The sequence below is a fragment of the Candidatus Binataceae bacterium genome, from assembly GCA_035508495.1.
In the GTDB taxonomy this organism is placed as follows: Bacteria; Desulfobacterota; Binatia; order Binatales; family Binataceae; genus JASHPB01.
The window spans coordinates 121,337-138,785 of sequence record DATJMX010000040.1; the positions used below are offsets into that span (position 1 = coordinate 121,337).

Annotated in this window: 15 protein-coding genes; 12 read left to right on the forward strand and 3 right to left on the reverse strand. The window is 58.7% G+C overall.

Going from position 1 to position 17,449, the window contains the following annotated elements; genetic code table 11:
* Positions 1-393: 393 nt before the first annotated feature.
* Genes VMA09_13675 through rfbB form a run of 3 tightly spaced genes read left to right on the forward strand, consistent with a single transcriptional unit; the run spans position 394 to position 3,772 of the window.
* Complete coding sequence (locus tag VMA09_13675) at positions 394-2,154, forward strand: DUF2079 domain-containing protein (GenBank protein ID HUA34651.1); 1,761 nt, start codon at positions 394-396, stop codon at positions 2,152-2,154.
* Between the two features lie 29 nt (positions 2,155-2,183).
* The gene (locus VMA09_13680; GenBank protein ID HUA34652.1) at positions 2,184-2,714 is read left to right on the forward strand and encodes a methyltransferase domain-containing protein; all 531 of its coding nucleotides are present in this window, start codon (positions 2,184-2,186) and stop codon (positions 2,712-2,714) included.
* A gap of 8 nt (positions 2,715-2,722) precedes the next feature.
* A complete protein-coding gene (rfbB, locus tag VMA09_13685; GenBank protein HUA34653.1) occupies positions 2,723-3,772 on the forward strand; it encodes a dTDP-glucose 4,6-dehydratase in 1,050 nt (349 codons plus the stop codon).
* Positions 3,773-3,777: 5 nt separating this feature from the next.
* Here the strand turns inward: rfbB and VMA09_13690 are convergent, their stop codons facing one another.
* Both VMA09_13690 and VMA09_13695 read right to left on the reverse strand, forming a co-directional pair.
* Entirely contained in the window at positions 3,778-5,286 is a 1,509-nt protein-coding gene (locus tag VMA09_13690; protein HUA34654.1) for an NAD(P)/FAD-dependent oxidoreductase, read from the reverse strand.
* Positions 5,287-5,337: 51 nt separating this feature from the next.
* Positions 5,338-6,585, reverse strand: a complete 1,248-nt coding sequence (locus VMA09_13695; GenBank protein ID HUA34655.1) for an MFS transporter — start codon at positions 6,583-6,585, stop codon at positions 5,338-5,340.
* A 113-nt stretch (positions 6,586-6,698) separates the two neighbouring features.
* On the opposite strand from VMA09_13695, the gene VMA09_13700 reads away from it, so the two are divergent.
* From VMA09_13700 to VMA09_13715, 4 genes are read left to right on the forward strand one after another with little or no spacing between them, the layout of a single operon-like run.
* On the forward strand, positions 6,699-7,697 hold the full coding sequence (locus VMA09_13700) for a glycosyltransferase family 2 protein (protein ID HUA34656.1): 999 nt from the start codon (positions 6,699-6,701) through the stop codon (positions 7,695-7,697).
* A gap of 12 nt (positions 7,698-7,709) precedes the next feature.
* Positions 7,710-8,936 carry a glycosyltransferase family 1 protein gene (locus VMA09_13705; GenBank protein HUA34657.1) on the forward strand — a complete coding sequence of 409 codons (1,227 nt, stop codon included), beginning with the start codon at positions 7,710-7,712 and terminating at the stop codon, positions 8,934-8,936.
* A complete protein-coding gene (locus VMA09_13710; GenBank protein HUA34658.1) occupies positions 8,933-10,195 on the forward strand; it encodes a glycosyltransferase family 4 protein in 1,263 nt (420 codons plus the stop codon). Before VMA09_13705 ends, VMA09_13710 begins: the two co-directional genes overlap by 4 nt.
* Before the next feature lie 28 nt (positions 10,196-10,223).
* Positions 10,224-11,468 carry a glycosyltransferase family 87 protein gene (locus VMA09_13715; GenBank protein HUA34659.1) on the forward strand — a complete coding sequence of 415 codons (1,245 nt, stop codon included), beginning with the start codon at positions 10,224-10,226 and terminating at the stop codon, positions 11,466-11,468.
* Here VMA09_13715 and VMA09_13720 read toward each other — a convergent pair.
* Positions 11,401-12,294: a hypothetical protein gene (locus VMA09_13720; protein HUA34660.1), complete on the reverse strand. Its 894-nt coding sequence runs from the start codon at positions 12,292-12,294 to the stop codon at positions 11,401-11,403. The two genes, VMA09_13715 and VMA09_13720, sit on opposite strands and share 68 nt — an antisense overlap.
* Positions 12,295-12,350: 56 nt before the next feature.
* Between VMA09_13720 and VMA09_13725 the strand changes: the two genes are divergently transcribed.
* The 5 genes from VMA09_13725 to VMA09_13745 all read left to right on the forward strand — a co-directional run bounded on the left by VMA09_13725 (position 12,351) and on the right by VMA09_13745 (position 17,444).
* Positions 12,351-12,941, forward strand: a complete 591-nt coding sequence (locus tag VMA09_13725; protein ID HUA34661.1) for a hypothetical protein — start codon at positions 12,351-12,353, stop codon at positions 12,939-12,941.
* The gene (locus VMA09_13730; protein HUA34662.1) at positions 12,938-13,363 is read left to right on the forward strand and encodes a hypothetical protein; all 426 of its coding nucleotides are present in this window, start codon (positions 12,938-12,940) and stop codon (positions 13,361-13,363) included. The genes VMA09_13725 and VMA09_13730 overlap by 4 nt, the downstream gene beginning before the upstream one ends.
* A gap of 244 nt (positions 13,364-13,607) precedes the next feature.
* Complete coding sequence (locus VMA09_13735) at positions 13,608-15,011, forward strand: globin-coupled sensor protein (GenBank protein ID HUA34663.1); 1,404 nt, start codon at positions 13,608-13,610, stop codon at positions 15,009-15,011.
* A gap of 101 nt (positions 15,012-15,112) precedes the next feature.
* Positions 15,113-16,144 (forward strand): LLM class flavin-dependent oxidoreductase, encoded by a 1,032-nt coding sequence (locus VMA09_13740; protein ID HUA34664.1) that lies wholly within the window; start codon positions 15,113-15,115, stop codon positions 16,142-16,144.
* Positions 16,145-16,292: 148 nt separating this feature from the next.
* Complete coding sequence (locus tag VMA09_13745) at positions 16,293-17,444, forward strand: ABC transporter permease (GenBank protein ID HUA34665.1); 1,152 nt, start codon at positions 16,293-16,295, stop codon at positions 17,442-17,444.
* Positions 17,445-17,449: the final 5 nt, after the last annotated feature.

Here is a 17,449-nt window from a genome sequence, read left to right on the forward strand (position 1 = left end):
TTCGAATAGTGGCGAATGTCCGAATCGGCGCTAAAAGCTGGTGGCGCGGAAGGCGCCGAATTTGCCGCAGCCTGCCTGCTCGCGATCGTCGGGTTGTTTCTCATTTTTGCACCAATCACCCCGCGGCTCGGCGCGGCGATCGGGCTGCCGTACGTCGATCCGCCCCTGCCGATTCTGCTTTGTCTCTTCCTCGGATATCAGCTCGCGCTGCCGTATCTGGCGGCAAAAGGGTATTCGTGGCCGAAGTCTGTCGCCGAAAAAGGACCACTCGCGCTCATCTTGCTCGATGGTGCGATGCTGAGTTGGCTGTCGATTCACAAGCACGACTCGATCAACTCGCATACCGATCTCGCGATCTTCGACAACGTGATGTGGAATACTATCCACGGTCGAATGCTGTACAGTTCGCTGCTTCAGCGAAATTTCCTGGGCGAGCATGTCTCGCCGATTCTCCTTCTGCTGACACCGGTTTACGGGCTCTTTCCAAGTGCAAAAGCCCTGCTCATCGCGCAATCGTTCGCGCTGGCGGCGTCGGCAATCCCAATATACTGGCTCGCGAAGGAGAAGCTCGAATCCCGTGCCGCGCTTGTTTTGCTGGTCGTTTACTTCTTCAACCAGGCGATTCTCGGGGCGGCATTCTTTGATTTTCATGAAATAGCATTTGCGGTTCCGCTGCTGGCATTTGGGCTTTACTATTGTGAGCATGAGCGCGATGTGCCTTTCGTGTTGACGCTGCTCGGGGCGATGCTCTGCAAAGAAGAAGTCGCACTTATTGTCGCCGCATTCGGTGTTTACATCTGGATCCGCCGCGGCAAGTCGTCTCTTGCTGTATCGTTGATTGCGATCGGCCTGCTGGTATTTCTCATTGACTACAACGTTGTCCTGCCCTACTTCAGAGGGCGGCCGGGACCCTATGCCGATCGCTACAGCTACCTGGGCGTGTCGATTCCGGGAATGCTCTGGAATCTGATCCGGCATCCAATCTATGTCGTCGCTCATATATTTACGCTGGCGAAGCTCGGCTACCTGTGCGTTCTGTTTGGCTCGGTGGCTTTCCTGCCGCTGCTCACACCCGTACATCTCATCCCGATATTACCGACCTTTCTGCGGATCCTTCTGAGCGGTCTCGCTCCCGAATTTTCGCTCGAATTCCATTATTCAGCCCTGATGACGCCGTTTCTCTTCGGCGCGTCGATCTACTCCATCGAGAGTCTAACCAAAAATCTTTCGGTCTCAGTCAGTTACGATCAAGTAAACCAGAAACTCTCATACTGGTCGAAAAGGTTTACGCTTCTGCATCGACAGATCCCTTATGTGAGTCTTCAGGATTTACTTGTGACGGTGGTTCTCGTCGCAGGTGGTGCGTTCGGAATGAACCCGCTCCGGTACCTGAAATCTCCAAAGCCGGGAACCGATATCGCATCGTTCGCGGAAATTCGAAACCGGTTGCCCGCCGACGCATCGCTAGCGGGCGATGACACGCTGGTGGCCCATCTGGCGCATCGCCGAAATCTCAGTTTTCTGCCGATCGTCAACAATGCTGATTTCGTCATGATGGACCTGGCTGACGACCGGTACGAATATCCGCTGAATCGCGAGGAACATCGGCGCATGGCTTTGCGACTGGGCCTCGAGCAGGGATACGCCGCCAAATCGAATGAGCATGGCGTGCTGCTGATGCAACGCGGAGGGTCTCAGTCGGCCGCCGAGTTTGCCGCTATCGTAGCGCCGATCTTTTTTCACTACTCGGGAATGGCCGTACAATCGCGACGTTGCCATCGATGCGCTGCCGGCTACGGAAGGATTTTCTTCACCCGGGCGCGTCCGTATCCTCCTGGCAGATACAATGTTGCGATAACCGTTGAAGGTGAATCGGGAAGCAACCCATCGATGTTTGACGTGCACGCGATTGACCATGCCAAGGAGCACGAAGATAGATTCAATGAATCAAAGTCGTTACTTGGAGAGAAACTTACTCTCGCTGCGCGCGATTCAAACGAGTCGACATTCGAATTTAGTTTTGAAAATCCGACATGGAATGAGATCAAGTTCCGGCTCCTGACTCCTGATGGGAGCGATCTCAAGTTAAAAGCAGTCGACGTGCAGCCGGAGCAGCCGACGCTGCGGGTACTGCGAGAGCTCAAAGACTATTAAGCCTGATTCGGACCAAGGACAGAAAAGGAATGCATGAAGAGGTCCTGGATTTTCTAGGGCGCGTAAAAAAGGCGATGCCCGAGCACTTCAAGCGGCGCCGCGTCCTGGAGATCGGCAGCTATATCATCAATGGTTCACCGCGCGCGTTCTTTGAGGGCTGCGAATACGTGGGCTGCGACTGGCGGCCGGGTCCCGGTGTCGACGTGGTGGGATTTGCCCACGAGTTGAACTTCGCCGATTCGTCGTTCGATGTGGTGGTGTCGACTGAATGCCTAGAGCATGATGTCCACTGGTCGCTGACTCTCGATACGATGTACCGCGTTCTCAAACCTGGTGGCCTCCTGATGCTGACGACCGCCGCGTTCGACCGCAAGCCGCATGAACTGGACTGTGCGGTCGATAGTTATTATCGAAACTTGCAGCCGGACGAGCTTTTGCCGCGCCTGACAGGCGTCGCGCTATACGAGGAGAATCGTCTCTTTCAAGGAATACACGTAGCCTGCGTGAAACCTGCCGCGCGGGGTTTCTCGGCAATGCTTGGACGGATCGGCAAGCGTTGAGCCGTCTTATGGACTCGATGCTCATATGCGGTGGCGCCGGGTTTATCGGCTCCAACTTCGCGCGCCTGGCACTTGCGCGCACGAACGCGGAAGTTATTGTTCTCGATAAACTCACATACGCCGGTTCGCTGCTTAACCTTGCCGACTGCGAGCGCAATTCACGATATCAGTTCGTGGCGGGAGACATTGGCGATCGCAGTATCGTCGATAACCTGCTGCACGAACGAAGCCCGCGGTGGATAATCAATTTTGCGGCTGAGACGCATGTCGATCGATCGATCGACGGGCCGCGCTACTTTATCGAGAATAACGCGCTCGCGACTTGTTCGCTGCTCGAATCGATACGGTCATATTTGAGCGGGTCCGGACGGCGCGATTTTCGCCTGCTGCATATTTCGACGGATGAAACCTATGGTTCGCTTGGACCATCGGGCCGCTTCGACGAATCGGCGCCGTATGCGCCCAATTCGCCGTATGCTGCTTCGAAGGCCGCGGCTGATCATTTTGTTCGGGCGTACAATCACACCTACGGTGTGCCGGCGATGATTGCGCATTGTTCGAACAATTACGGCTGCTATCAATATCCAGAAAAGCTGATTCCGAAGACGGTGCTTCATGCGATCGAAGGCCGCCAGATACCAGTATACGGAGACGGCGAAAACGTCCGCGACTGGTTATTCGTGAGCGATAATTGCGAGGCACTGCTCGCGATTCTGACCAAGGGCAAGATCGGTGAGGCCTACAATGTCGGAGGAGGCAACGAGCGCCGAAATATCGACGTAGTGATGATGATTTGCCGAATACTCGAAGAGTGCCTGCCCGCGGGTCTGAACGAGTCTTTGGCCGCGGCGGGAAAGCGCAGTTATCAAGATCTCTGCGCCTTCGTAGAGGATCGGCCGGGGCATGATCGTCGATACGCATTGGATTGCGCCAAGATCGAACGGGAATTGGGTTGGCGCGCATCCACCCCCCTCGAAGACGGCCTCAGAAGAACGATCCGCTGGTATCTCGAAAATCGAGCCTGGTGCGACTCGGTCAGGGCGCGCGCGGCGCAATAGGGCGCTCAGGAGTCTCCGGGCGGTGGAATTTCGTCTGCCGCGACGCTCATGGGGATTAGCCTGGAGCCATCGCCAGGTTCATTATCATCTTCGAGATAGAGCGCGTCGGCATTCACGCGCCATTGATCGTAGTTCGCACCCATGAGATTACGCGCCGCCATGATCCCGGTCATCATCGCGTGGTCCTGGTTATTGTACTTGTGCATTCCATTGCGGCCCGCAAGTTGAAGATTCGGAGCTTCAAGTTCGAGGAACCTTCGAATCGATGCTACATGCCCGCGATAGTCGTGATCATAAATAGGATACGCGGCGACTTCGCGTACGACCGCGGCGTCCACGACTGATGATTCATCCGCGAGCCCGGTTAAGGCCAACTCACGCTTTGCCATTGCGATCAGCTCGGCGTCCGGCGCTCGCCACATCTGATCGGAATCGAAGCAGAAGTATTCGAGTCCCAGCACGGAATAGCGGGAATCGCTGACCATCGCCGGGCTCCAATTCTTGAAGTTCTGAATTCTACCGACCTTTACCTGGGGATCGTGGATATAGATCCATTGATCGGGAAATAGTTCGGGGCGATTCAGAACAAGTGCGACGGTGATAAAATCGCGGTAGCTCAATCCGCGCGCGGCCTGCAATATCTCATGCGGCACCGCGGGTTGGAACGCTTCGATCAGGGCGCGGATCGGCATCGTCGAGATGAAGTGATCGCCGGAGTAGCTATAGCGATTGCCCTGCGGATCTTCGGTCACGATTCGAATAACCCGCCGGTTGTCGCGTTCAATCACGGTTGCGCGCTCCCCCATTTTGATCTTCGCGCCCATGGCGGTTATCCGTGACGCCATTGTTTCCCACATCTCGCCGGGTCCGCGTGCGGGATACCGAAAACGATCGATTAGAGTTTTGATTATGGGTGCGTCTTTGCTGCCCGGCCATCGTATTGCGGCTTTAAACAAGGCCGGAATCGACAGACCGCGAATCCGCTGGGCCGCCCAGTCCGCGCTGATCGACGAGCATGGGATGCCCCAAACTTTCTCAGTATAGGTTTTGAAGAAGATTTCATATAATCGCCTGCCGAATGCGCGAGTTACCCAATCTTCGAAGGTTCTGACATCTTTCGCGGAAGAAAAGTGCGACCGGACGTAGCTGAGAACACAGGCGGCTGATTCGAGCGGGCCCAATTTGCGCAACACGTCCAGCACTTCGAGTGGATATTTGAAAAGCACCCCGCGATAGTAGATTCGCGACAAGCGGTCGCGCTCGAGCATTCGTTCTCCAAGGATATCGGTCCAGATTTCCTCGACCAGCGAGTTCTTGGAGAAAAAGCGATGGCCGCCGATATCGAAACGGAAACCCTTGTATTCGACGGTACGTGACAGTCCGCCAACTTTTTCCGGGTCCGCTTCCAGCACCGTAACGGCAGCGCGCGCTTTGCACAGCTCGTAGGCGGCGGTGAGGCCGCTGGGACCGGCGCCGACAATGACGGTTTCACCCGAAGGCACACTAAGTGGCATGGCTGGGATTGAACTCTCGCTCACGCGCTGGAACTCGTCACGAAGGCATGACTAGATAGCAGCGGTTGCGCTTTCGAGTGCGAGGCCGCGCGACTCGTCGACAAATGCGATGAATAAGATAGAGGTGCCGATCGCGGATAGACCCAGGAGTCCGACGACGAATGACACCCCGCCTATCCGTGCGGCCAGAAGAGCAACCAGCGATTGGCCTGCGACGCGGCCGACAGTGCCGGCGATCGCGATCGCGCCCGCAGCGGTTGCGCGCATTCCAGTGGGAAACAGTTCCGTCGCGGCCGTAGTGCCGCCGACGGTCGTGGCATTCATCGCCAGACCAAACACTGAGAATCCGGCCAATAGCCAGAGAAATGAATGAATATAGTTGCGCGGCGGTCCCCAAAACGAGAAGGCCAGGCTGAGAGCGACGAGAGTTGCGAATATCGCCACGGTTCCGACGCGTCCGATCCGCTCGCAAAGCGAAGCGCCAATCGGGAATCCTGCCAGTGCAATTCCACCCGATAAAATGAGTATCGCGCTGGAGACCCCGGGTGTCAGGCCGACATTCGATACGCAGTGAAAATAACTCCAGCTTTTCGCGGTCGCGATCGCAACTGAGCTGAAGATGTTCGAAATCATGAAGGTCAAAGCGCGCTGCCGATGTGGCGGGCGAATCAGGCTCGCCGCCGATTCACGCGGCATCACGGATCCGTGCTCGATTGGCAGCCAGAACTGGGACTGCCAACTCTCAGTCAGCATCCAGGGGACTGCCACGATCGGTAACGCGGCGAGCCAGAGCAGAAAACGCCATGACAGACCCAGGCGCAGCAGGATCGGCATCGCGAACATGCATGCCCCCGCGCCCGCTCCCAGAGCGATTCCGCCCCACGCTTGCCCGGCCGCGCGCTCGGGTGCCGCAAGGACTTCGGCGATGACGACGGGAGCGCCTGCGACAATCGCACCCGTCGCCGCCAACAGAGCGATCTCGAAAAGTGCGAAGGGCAGGACAGTCCGCGACAGCGCCGCACCGATCGCGCCTGCCGCCGAGACGAATAAACTCCACGACAGCACCCGGCCGCGGCCAACCACGTCGAAGAGCCTGGTGAGGAGCAGTGCCCCGACGCCCGATATTGCGATACAGGCAAAGACGCGCGCGAGTTGCGATGCAGAGAGGTTGAAATCCTTGAGCATCCAGGGCGCGGCGATACCGTTGAGCGTGATTATGAAACCCTGCGGAACCAGCAGCGCCAGAATCTGCAGCAGTCTCAGATTTTTGAGAATGCGAATCTGCGGCGACATCGCCATTGGCAAAGCAGTATGCGCGAAGCGTGGCGATGCTGCCAGAAGGCTCGCGCGCCTTGACGCGGTGCGCGGCGGCTCGCGGCCAACGATCTGAGATGGAGGAGGCGACCCCCAGGTTGAGCGTAGTAATCGCCGCGCGCGACGCGGCGGCCACGCTCAACGCGTGTCTCGATGGCGCTTCGGCGCAGGCCGGTGCGGATTGCGAGATAATCGTGGTCGACGACTGCTCGCGCGATGGAACTGCGGCAATCGCGGAACGAAGCGAAGTGAAGTTGATTCGCCTGCGGGAGCATCGCGGTGTCGCCGCGGCGCGCAACGCGGGCGCCCGGGCCGCGCGCGCACCAGTCCTGCTGTTTCTCGATGCCGACGTTGTTCCTGCTCGCGATTTGTTCAAAGCCGGCCTGGCGACAATGGCAGAGCGCGATGCCGACGCGGTGATCGGGTCGTATGACGACGAACCGGCGGTTGACTCAGTCGTGAGCCGGTTCAAGAATCTTGCGCATCACTACTTTCACCAGAACTCGGATGGAATAACGACGACGTTCTGGGGTGCGTGCGGATTTATTCGCCGCGACGTCTTTCTCGATGCCGGCGGTTTCGACGAGACTCGCTTCGTTCTTCCGTCGATCGAGGACGTGGAGCTCGGAGCGCGCGTCGCGGAGCGGGGGGCAAAAATATTCATTCACCCAGCGCTCCACGTCACGCATCTGAAGCGATGGACGCTCGCCAATCTGCTCGTAGTTGATATTACGCGGCGCGCCATACCCTGGGCGATACTGGGGCTCGAGCACGGCAAGCTTCCCGGCAATTTGAATTTTTCGTGGGAGCAGCGTCTCGCGGGGATGGTCGCGGTCGCAGCGTTTGCGGCATTACTTTGGCTGTTATTCAATCTGGGCTCGGCGCTTTGCTGGATAGCTATGGCTATACTGGTGCTGGTTGCGATTGCGCTGAATCGGGGATTGTATAGTTTATTTCTTGAAAAAGGCGGATTGAAATTAGCGGTCTGCGGTTTTCTGCTGCAACAACTTTATTACCTTTACTCATTGAGCGGGCTCGTTGCCGGTGTGATAATTTACATGGTTCGCCGCAAGCCTACACCTGCCCCTTCGCGCTAATCGTACAATCGAATGTCTCGGGCTGTTGTCGAGCAATATCGCGACGAGTTGGAAGTACGCGCGAATCGATCGAATCGTCCGCTCCGAATAGGAGTTGACGTAACCTGCTGGAATCTACGCCGCGGCTTCGGACGGCATACTCGGGGTCTTATCTCGGCGCTGACTGAACTCGACAATCGCAACCGATATATCTTCTTCGTTGATCGCGATTCAGCACCGGACTTGGCGTCGCAGCATGAGACTCGGATCGTTTCGAGTTCTCGTTCGGTTCGCAACGGTGCACGAAAAATAGCCGACCTCGTTCGCGCATCGTGGACTATTTCGCGCGAGCCGCTCGACGTGATGCTCTTTCCGGCGATCTACAGCTTCGTTCCAGTATTCTCACGCGCCAAAGTGATGATCGTCCTGCATGACGCTACGGCGGAGATGCTGCCTAATCTTGCGCTGCACGATCGCGTGGCGCGCGTGTTGTGGAATACCAAGGTCGCGATCGGTAAGTGGACGGCCGACTCTCTGATCGCCGTATCAGAATATGCTCGCAAGCAGCTGACCGAGTATCTGAATGTTCCACCCGAGCGCATCGCGATAGTCGGCGAAGCACCGGCATCGGTGTTTCGTCATATCCAAGGCTTGCAGGTGAACTATGAAAGGCTCGCCGCGTTGGGAGTCATGCCCGAACGGAAAGTGATAGTACATCTCGGAGGATTCAGTCCGCATAAAAATCTTCTCTATCTGGTCCACGAGTTTGATGGGCTGATTGGAGATTCGGCTTACGCCGATATCGATCTGCTACTGGTCGGAGATACTCACCCGGATGCATTTCACGTCAGCTATGAAGAGCTGGTCGAGGAAGTAAGAAAACGCGCCCTGACCAATCGTGTGCGGTTTACCGGTTTTGTTCCTGATGAAGTGCTGGTCGACTTGCTGAACATCGCCGCAGTGACCGTGATGCCGTCGCTGAATGAAGGCTTTGGCCTGCCGGCGGTCGAAGCCGCGGCCTGCGGATGCCCGGTTATTGCGACACTGGCGAGTCCCTTGCCCGCGATCCTTGGCGCCGGCGCATTGTATATCGATCCTCGACAGGATGGCGCGCTTCGTGAGGCTTTGGCTCGAATGCTCAGTTCGCCCGAGTTGAGAGGCAAAACGGGTGAAGCGGGGCGGGCGGCCGCCACAAAACTCAGTTGGAAAACCGAAGCAAGCAAGCTGATCAACGCCATCGAAGCGCTCGCGAATCAGTGAGACAGTCACCCCTCCGCTTTCTGCATATTACTACATTCTATCCTCCTTACAGCTTCGGAGGCGACGCGATATACGTATCGCGGCTGGCGAATGCACTCGCCCGGGATGGACATCTCGTGGATGTAATCCACTGTATCGATTCATACGAGATGCTGTCCGGCAATCGCGAGGTGAAGCCCGAGCCGTCAGTGCATCCCAATTTGAATGTTTTTGGGCTGCGGAGCGGATTTGGTGCACTGTCGCCGTTGTTGACGCAACAGACTGGCGCACCGTTTTTGAAGCGAGCGCAGATCGACAAGATCGTCCAGGGCAAAAGCTACGACGTAGTCCAGTTCCACAATATTTCCTTGATCGGTCCGGAGATTCTGAATCTCGCGCCGAACGCGGACATGATAAAACTCTACATGGCGCTCGAGTACTGGCTGGTATGTCCGACGCATATGCTCTGGAAGTTCAACGAGCGCCTGTGCGAATCGCCGGAATGTATCACTTGCGTGTTGAAGGCGCGCCGTCCACCGCAGATCTGGCGCTACTTCGGGACGCTGCAGCGGGCTGCGGCCCAGGTCGATCAATTCATCGCGCCGAGCGAGTGTGCGGCGCGGCTGCACGCGGAGCGTGGTTTCTCCGCACCGTTTGAGTATCTGCCACTGTTTACTGAAATCGATGAGGGGCAGGATCCGCGTCAGCTTTCGCGCCCGCATGTGGAACCATACTTCCTGTTTGCAGGGCGGCTCGAGAAGTTGAAAGGAATCGATACGCTGATTTCGGCATGGGAGCGTAATCAGGGCGCGGACCTTTTGATCGCAGGCGACGGAACCGAAGCAACAAGCTTGCGCGCGAGAGCCGCGGGGAATCCGCGAATAGTATTTCTCGGCAGCGTGCCGCAGGCGCGAATGAAAGCGCTCTATGCGCATGCGCTGGCTTGTATAGTGCCGTCGCTTTTCTGGGAACCCTTTGGTCTGGTTGCGATTGAAGCCCTGGCTAATCGAACGCCGGTTATTGCGCATCGGATCGGTGGGCCAGCCGAAATCGTCGAGCAGAGCGGCGGGGGACTGTTGTATGACAGCGGGCAGGAGCTCGTCGATGCGCTGGAAAAAATCGCCAGTGATTCGAGTCTGCGCGAGAACCTTGCGGAGCGCGGCTATGCCGCCTGCCGGGAGCTATGGTCGCGGGAAGCGCATCTGAAAATGTACTATGAGCTGATCGAACGGACTGCGGCGCGAAAATTTTCTGCCCTTGGCGCGGCACAATCAATATAGACTGATATTTGTCGCCGGCTGTGCGGTTGTGATCGTAATTCAAGCGATCGTGATCTGCCATCGCCGCGCGCTTCATCCTGGCGATCTTGATGTCGCGCGCGAGTTTGGCCGCCGGTTCATCGCGCGCGACGATCTATATCGTAATGGGCTGCAGTACCCATACATGCCCATGGCGGCGATGTTCTTTGCGCCGCTGGCGATGGTCCCCGCGTCGGTTGCGTTCGTGGTTCGATACGCGATCGCGATCGCAAGTCTCGTCACCACCTTGATTCTGATTCGTAGAATGGCGGCGCCTGAATTCGCCGAACATGGATTCGCCGCGAGCGCTCTCACGATTGTATTTGCCGGCCACTACATAATCCGAGATCTCGACGATGCGGGATTGCATCTTCTGATACTCGCGCTGATTGTATTCGGGATATACGCGGCGTGGCGCAATCGCACGGTGGTGAGTGGATTCGCCTTCGCGCTCGCGCTCGCGATCAAGGTGACCCCGGGATTGTTCATTCCGTTCATGATGTGGAAGCGCAAGTGGAAGCTGGCGTGCATTTGTATCGCCGCCACGATCTTCTGGGCCGCGCTGCCGATGCTGTGGCTGGGCCCGTCCTTGTGGATGCATTTTCAGCTGCAATGGACGCGAGTTGCGCTGGGGCAGGTGTTTGGAGGCGTCGCGGCGGTCGCGGCCGGCACCGAGCAGGAATACCAGAATCAATCGCTGCGCGCGGCGGTGATCTTTTATCTCACCGGTGGATCGATTCGCTATGCGGCGTCGGCGTTGCAGGAGGCAAATAGATATCGATACGCAGAACCGATTGCGACGCTGATATCACTTGCGTTGTTACTATATTGCGGCTGGCGCGGGCGAGCCCCATATCGCGGCCTGGACGATCGCCAGTGGCTAATCGACAGTAGTGCCGTGCTGGTCTTGATCCTGCTGCTGTCCCCCGTGACGTGGACTCAGCACATGGTATTTCTGATTCCGGCGATTTATCTCATCGTCGCGGAAGCCTTGGGACGCATCAGCGAGCGGACCTCGATCGCCGTTGCGATGTCGATATATGTGATTTTCTCGCTGATACTGACGCGCGAGATCCTCGGGCGCGCGCGGTACATGATCCTGCTCGAATATCATTCGCAGACGCTGTGCATGCTGATCGTTCTTGCGCTGATCGTTCTCGGCTGTCCTACCGCTCGCGAGGCCGCGTTCAACCCGCGGCGGGCGCGGGAAATGGCGGCGCATTCAGGCGGAAGATTAGAATCGGAACTTCCATGACCTTCTCGTGATAGAAGGCATGACCGAAGAGTCCGTTTTCACCGAAACATTCCCCGTGATCGGAACAAACGACGACCGTCGTGGGGCGGCCGCGCGCCCGGAAAAAGTCGATGAGCTCTCCGGTGCGCGCATCCAGGAACTCCGCGCACGCGACCTGCCGCAGGAAGGCGGGCTCGTCGAATTTCCAGTCCGTCTCCAAAACGCCGCGCTGGTTGAAGATTCGGGCCAGGCTGTAACGCGAATCGACCTCCCCGTCGGGCATCGCCATCCCGCGATGGCGAAACGGACTGTGAGTTTCGCCGTAATTAATAAAGGCGAAGCACGCGCGCGACGGAGCGCCGCGCTCGATGCTGCCAAGGAGGCGACGATTCTGCTCTTCGGCGTCGATACCGGTGACCTCGAAATGCTGAAAACCTTCGCGCAAAGCGGCAGTATCGCGAAACCAATCCATCGCGGCGATACCCACGGTGTAATAGCCGCGCCGGCTGAAGCCCGTGACGATGTTGCTGCCCGGCTCGAAGGTGACGAGCGGCTGGTTGTGCACATTGCGATGGCTGATGCGCCACAGCTGCTGGAGATGCCGATTGTAGAACGGAAGCGGCTCGAACACATGAGGCAGGAATCCGTAGAACATCGCGATATGGGCGGGCAGGGTGTACGTGCCCATCGCCCAGCCTCGTTGCGCCGCGCAATGCTGATCGAGGATCGGCGTCTGTGCGCGCAGATAGGCATCTAAGCGACATGAATCCCAGGTCACGAGCAGGAAGTCCTCGTTGTCGTCAAGCACCTGATGCTTGCGGCGCGAGCGGAACGGCAGCCACTTCATGGTGGTATGATCATGGAGTTGAGGCAGCGGCGTTCAAGAGGTTACGGCTGTCGATCATGAAGCAATCGCTGCTCGCAATTCTACTGATTTCTTTACTCGCTGGATGCAGTGCTCAAAAAGTCGATCCGGTTACGCCGCTGCCAAACCCAGCCGTCGCTGCGACCGCCGAAACCCAGCTTGCCGCCGCGCCGGCATCCCCAGTTGCGCCGCTGCCGTTTCGAGTTCAACTCGCCCAGGGCGATCCGAGCGAGCTGCCGCCGGTCGTCGCGGCCTCGCTATCGAACAGGTCACCGATCACTTTTACCTACCGCGAAGAGCTGACTCACGACGACTACCATGTTCCGCGGATGCTGAGCGCGCTCGATCCCGCGACGTATGTTGGCGCGCCACTGGGCGATTATGGCGTGACGGCATTCGCCGCGCTGACAATTTATGACGGCGAGCGAGTGATCGGCGACTACACCGCCAAGCAGCGCGTGTCGAAGTCGTACAATCTCTACAAAGAGCCCACCCACGCCGAGGTCGAACGCGCGGCGCGCGACGCCGTGCGCCAGAAAATCGACGACCAGCTCGAGAAGGACACTACGCGGCTGGCGCAAGCCGCAACCGGCGAGCCGATCACGCAGGCCGGCGCGCTGGATCGATGAAGCGGCTAGGTCTGCTGGGATTCGGTCTGTGCTTTCTCGGATGCGCGGTGCAGGGCGCGCCTTTCCAGCCCGCCGAGGTCCCGCCCAAAAACTCTGTGGTCTATGTCTATCGACCCTATGCCTACGGATCGTCTGCCCTGCGTCCTGCCGTGACCTGCGGTGATGACAGCGCGCGTATCGGACCGGGCGGCTATCACGCGTTCGTCCTCCCATACGGCAAGGTCACATGCACGGTGGAGTCGACCGAGAACCACGACCGGGTCGAGTTGGACCCCGATCCCCGCGTGCATTACGTGAAGGAAGACTTCGAATGGGGATGGCTAACGGGACATCCTCATCTGGATCCTGTCGACAATGACACGGCGCAAGGCGAGATTCAGAAGTGCGTTCTTGAAGGTTCCAAGCAGGAACAGCATTATTAGATTGCGATTTGGCACGGTGTCTAATCGCGACTTGGATTGTTGATTTTTGATGCCCTCAGCCGGAATTTTGCCGTCGAACCGGAAAACTGGCGCTTTGATTTCCTGCGGCTCAGTTCCTGCCCGCTCTGAGTCAACGCAATCCGCAATAGACTAATCGTTTCGTGAGATTGGACGGCGAGCGCGCCTGCGCGCGCGTGGCCTTGACCTTGCACCTGCGGCCCTTACCCCCTGCAGGAGTGCGATGGTGAAGTCTACCAATGATGTGTCACGGAGCAAGCCGATCGGCGGCAATCACGGCGCGAAGTTCGAAAAAGTTCAATTCAACGGTCACGAATTGGCGCAGCGCTTCGGCATCGACGAAGCCAGCGTCGCGCGCCGGCGTGAGTTCATCCGATTGGGATCTGAAGAACGTGACCTGCTGACTCGCATGATTCCCTGGGCGCGCAAGAACGCGCCGCTGATCGCCAAAGAGTTCTACGATTGGCAATTCAATTTTGGACCCACGCTTGCGTTTTTCCAGAAACACTCTCAAAGACGCGGCGTCACGCCCGATGCCTTGCGCCGTGTCCTCGAACAATCGCAGAGCGGATACATCATCAGCGCATTCGAGGGCGCCAAGGCGAACTGGGATGTCGGATATTTGACGCAGCGTCTGCACGTCGGCTTCGTTCACGACCGAATTGACCTGCCGTTCAAGTGGTATATCGGTGCCTACGCCGAAATGGAGCGGCTCATTCGTATCTACCTGCGCAAGACATTGAAGCTGGATGAAGCCCTTGCCGTTGAAGACGCGATCTTCAAGGTCTTCAACCTCGACATGCAGACGGTAGGCGATTCATTCATGCTCACCACGCTCGAAGCGATGGGACTCAATATCGAAGCGGCCGAGGCGGCGCCCGGCACCGATCGCACCGAAGCTATCGACCAGCTCAAACATACGATGGAGGTGCTGCTCGAGCAGGCAAGCGCGCTCGCCGAGTTGCGGCTTTCCGATCAGATCCTCGACGCGGATCTGCCCTGCGCCGGATGGATGGCGAACGCATTCTCAGGATTCCGCAACAAACTGCAGGAATTCGTCGACAACACTTCGCGTCTGACCGAACAACTGAAAACGGCGACCGAGCAGATGACGATCAGTATCCGTGAGATCGCCGAGAGCTCCACCAAGGCCGCCGGCGTCGTAAGCACGGCGGTCAAGATCACCGAAACCGCCAACAAGCAGATTTCCCGGCTCGGCGAATCGAGCGTCGAAATCAGCAAGGTCATCAAGGTCATCACCTCGATCGCCAAGCAGACCAACCTGCTCGCGCTCAACGCCACGATCGAAGCGGCGCGTGCCGGAGAAGCGGGCAAGGGCTTCTCAGTCGTCGCCAACGAGGTCAAGGAGCTGGCCAAGGAAACCGCCAACGCGACCGAAGAAATCGGCCATCGAATCGAAACCACCAACGAGGACGTCAAGAACGCGATCGGCGCGATCGAGCAGCTCACGGCGGTAATCAACCAGGTAAGCGAGTTGTCCAACTCGATTGCGAGCGCAGTCGAGGAGCAGACCGCTGCTACCAACGAGATGACGCGCAATCTCACCGAGGTCGCCTCGTCGGCGGCGCGCGTGATGAACTCCTCCGGAGCGCACGCCTCATCGATGTGATCGGCCCGGCGGCTCTTTAGTCGCGCGCGCGGCTGCGCATAGTATGTGCGGACTACGGCTCGCCTCGAACGAGGGGCGGGCCCGATCGTCCGGACTATGCGGTGAAGCTGTCGGTAGTTGATCAATCTCCCGTGCCCGCCGGATTTACGCCGGCTGACGCGCTGCACAATACGATCGATCTGGCGCGACTTGCAGATCGCCTCGGGTTCGAGCGCTACTGGATCGCCGAGCATCACGCGACCAGCGCCTTTGCGAGTCCCGCGCCGGAGATCATCCTGCCTCTCGTTGGCGCTGCGACCTCGACAATTCGTATCGGCACCGGTGGCATCCTGCTGCCGCACTACAGCCCGATGAAAGTGGCTGAAGTGTTTCGCGTGCTGCACGCGCTCTATCCGGGCCGAATCGACCTCGGTCTGGGGCGCGCGCCCGGTGGCAGTCCGCTTGATTCGTTTGCGCTCCGACGTGACCGCAAGCAGTCCACCTCGATCGATGATTTTCCCCAGCAGCTCATGGAGCTGCTGGCTTTTCTGAGCCGCAGTTTTCGCGAGGACCATCCATTCAGCCGAATCGAGCTTTCGCCTGCCATGCCAGGTGGTCCCGAGGTCTGGCTCCTGGGCTCGTCGCCATGGAGCGCGGCGGCGGCGGCGCAAGTCGGTCTCCCGTACGCTTTTGCGCATTTCATCGATCCGACGCATACGCGGATGGCGATTGAGTACTACCAGAAGAATTTCACTCGCTCCGAGGCGATGCCCGCGCCGCGCACGATTCTCTCGGTCGGCGCGATTTGTGCCGAAACTGAAGAGGAAGCCGATCACCTCGCGATGAGCGGGCGGTTGCTCGTTCGCCGCTTCCGCCAAGGCGGCGCGCGTGGTCCCGTGCCGACGCCCGAGCAGGCAAGCGCCGAGCTGGGGTCCGATCGTTCCGACCCGTGGTTTGGTCAGCACAGCGAGTTTCCGCGCAGCTTCGTCGGCGAACCCGAGCAAGTCTCGACGCGAATTATCGATATGGCGAGCCAGCTCAACGTTGATGAAGTCATGATCGTTACCGTCGTCCACGACCATCAGGCGCGCCGCCGCTCTCACGAGTTGCTTGCCAAAGCCTTCAACCTGACTCCGCGCGCCGCAGCCTCCTGAAGCGGATCCGATCTCCGCTTCGTCCTTTGATCGAGGCGGAACGAGCCCGCGCAAATATAATGGAACTGACTGTTTCGCTCGCTTACGCAGGCTTAATCTTAGGCAGGATCCGTATGATATGCTTGCGACGACGTTAGCGGGCTAAGAGATGGCAACTTCGATCGAAAATCCCCCGACCCCTTCGGCGTCGCTGAGCCGCTCAGATGGCGACCTCGTGGTTCATCTCGCCGGCGATTGGCGCCTTCGCCACAGCTCGCTCAGGACCGAGAACCTCCTCGACGGCATTGCGAGGCCGCCGAAGCCACAGCGCATCGTCTTCGATATCACCGGTCTCGGCTTCTGGGATTCGAGCCTGCTGACGTTTCTGGAACATCTCGGCGAAGTCGCGCGCAAGGCCGGAATCGAGCAGGATCGCAGCGGCCTGCCCGCCGGTGTTCAGCGCTTGCTCAACCTCGCTGAGGCCGTGCCCGAGAAGGAAGGCGCGCGCAGCAGCGAGGCCGCGCGCGTCGGTATTCTCGCGCGCATCGGCACGGCCACAGTCGACATCGCGTCCGCCGCGGGTGAATTTCTCGACTTTTTCGGCCGCGTGACGATTGCCTTCCTGCAATTGCTTCGCGGAAAGGCGCGCTTCCGCACTTCCGATCTGATGCTGGCGATTCAGGAATGCGGCGCGAGTGCGCTCGGGATCGTGAGCCTCATCAGCTACCTGGTCGGCGTCATCCTCGCGTTCATGGGCGCCGTGCAGTTGCAGCAATTCGGCGCGCAGATCTACGTCGCCGATCTGGTCGCGATCGGCGTGACGCGTGACATGGGCGCGATGATGACGGCGATCATCATGGCCGGCCGCACTGGGGCCGCATTTGCCGCCGCGCTCGGCACGATGAAAGTCACGCAGGAGATCGATGCGCTCACGACGATGGGAATCTCGCCGCTCGAGTTCCTGGTGATGCCGCGCGTGATCGCGCTCGTCGTGATGATGCCGATCCTCTGCCTCTACTCAGACTTCGTTGCGATCCTGGGCGGCACAACCATCGGTGTCGGGATGCTCGGAATTGGCTTCGGCGCGTTCATCCGCGAAGCCGCCCGCGCCGTGACGATGACTGACGTGGTCGGTGGCCTCGTTAAAGGCACCGTCTACGGCGCACTGATCGCGATCTCGGGATGCCTGCGCGGTTTCCAATGCGGCAACAGCTCATCGGCGGTCGGCGACGCGGCGACGCAGGCCGTGGTCATGTCGATCGTCTTGATCGTCATCTCATGTGGAACGTTTGCGGTGATCTTCAACATCCTTGGAATTTGATCAGC

Coding starts and splice junctions, on each gene's coding strand:
- VMA09_13675 (HUA34651.1), top strand. CDS start 394: ATGCTGTACAGTTCGCTGCTTCAGCGAAATTTCCTGGGCGAGCATGTC.
- VMA09_13680 (HUA34652.1), top strand. CDS start 2,184: ATGCATGAAGAGGTCCTGGATTTTCTAGGGCGCGTAAAAAAGGCGATG.
- rfbB (HUA34653.1), top strand. CDS start 2,723: ATGGACTCGATGCTCATATGCGGTGGCGCCGGGTTTATCGGCTCCAAC.
- VMA09_13690 (HUA34654.1), bottom strand. CDS start 5,286: ATGCCACTTAGTGTGCCTTCGGGTGAAACCGTCATTGTCGGCGCCGGT.
- VMA09_13695 (HUA34655.1), bottom strand. CDS start 6,585: ATGGCGATGTCGCCGCAGATTCGCATTCTCAAAAATCTGAGACTGCTG.
- VMA09_13705 (HUA34657.1), top strand. CDS start 7,710: ATGTCTCGGGCTGTTGTCGAGCAATATCGCGACGAGTTGGAAGTACGC.
- VMA09_13720 (HUA34660.1), bottom strand. CDS start 12,294: ATGAAGTGGCTGCCGTTCCGCTCGCGCCGCAAGCATCAGGTGCTTGAC.
- VMA09_13725 (HUA34661.1), top strand. CDS start 12,351: ATGAAGCAATCGCTGCTCGCAATTCTACTGATTTCTTTACTCGCTGGA.
- VMA09_13730 (HUA34662.1), top strand. CDS start 12,938: ATGAAGCGGCTAGGTCTGCTGGGATTCGGTCTGTGCTTTCTCGGATGC.
- VMA09_13745 (HUA34665.1), top strand. CDS start 16,293: ATGGCAACTTCGATCGAAAATCCCCCGACCCCTTCGGCGTCGCTGAGC.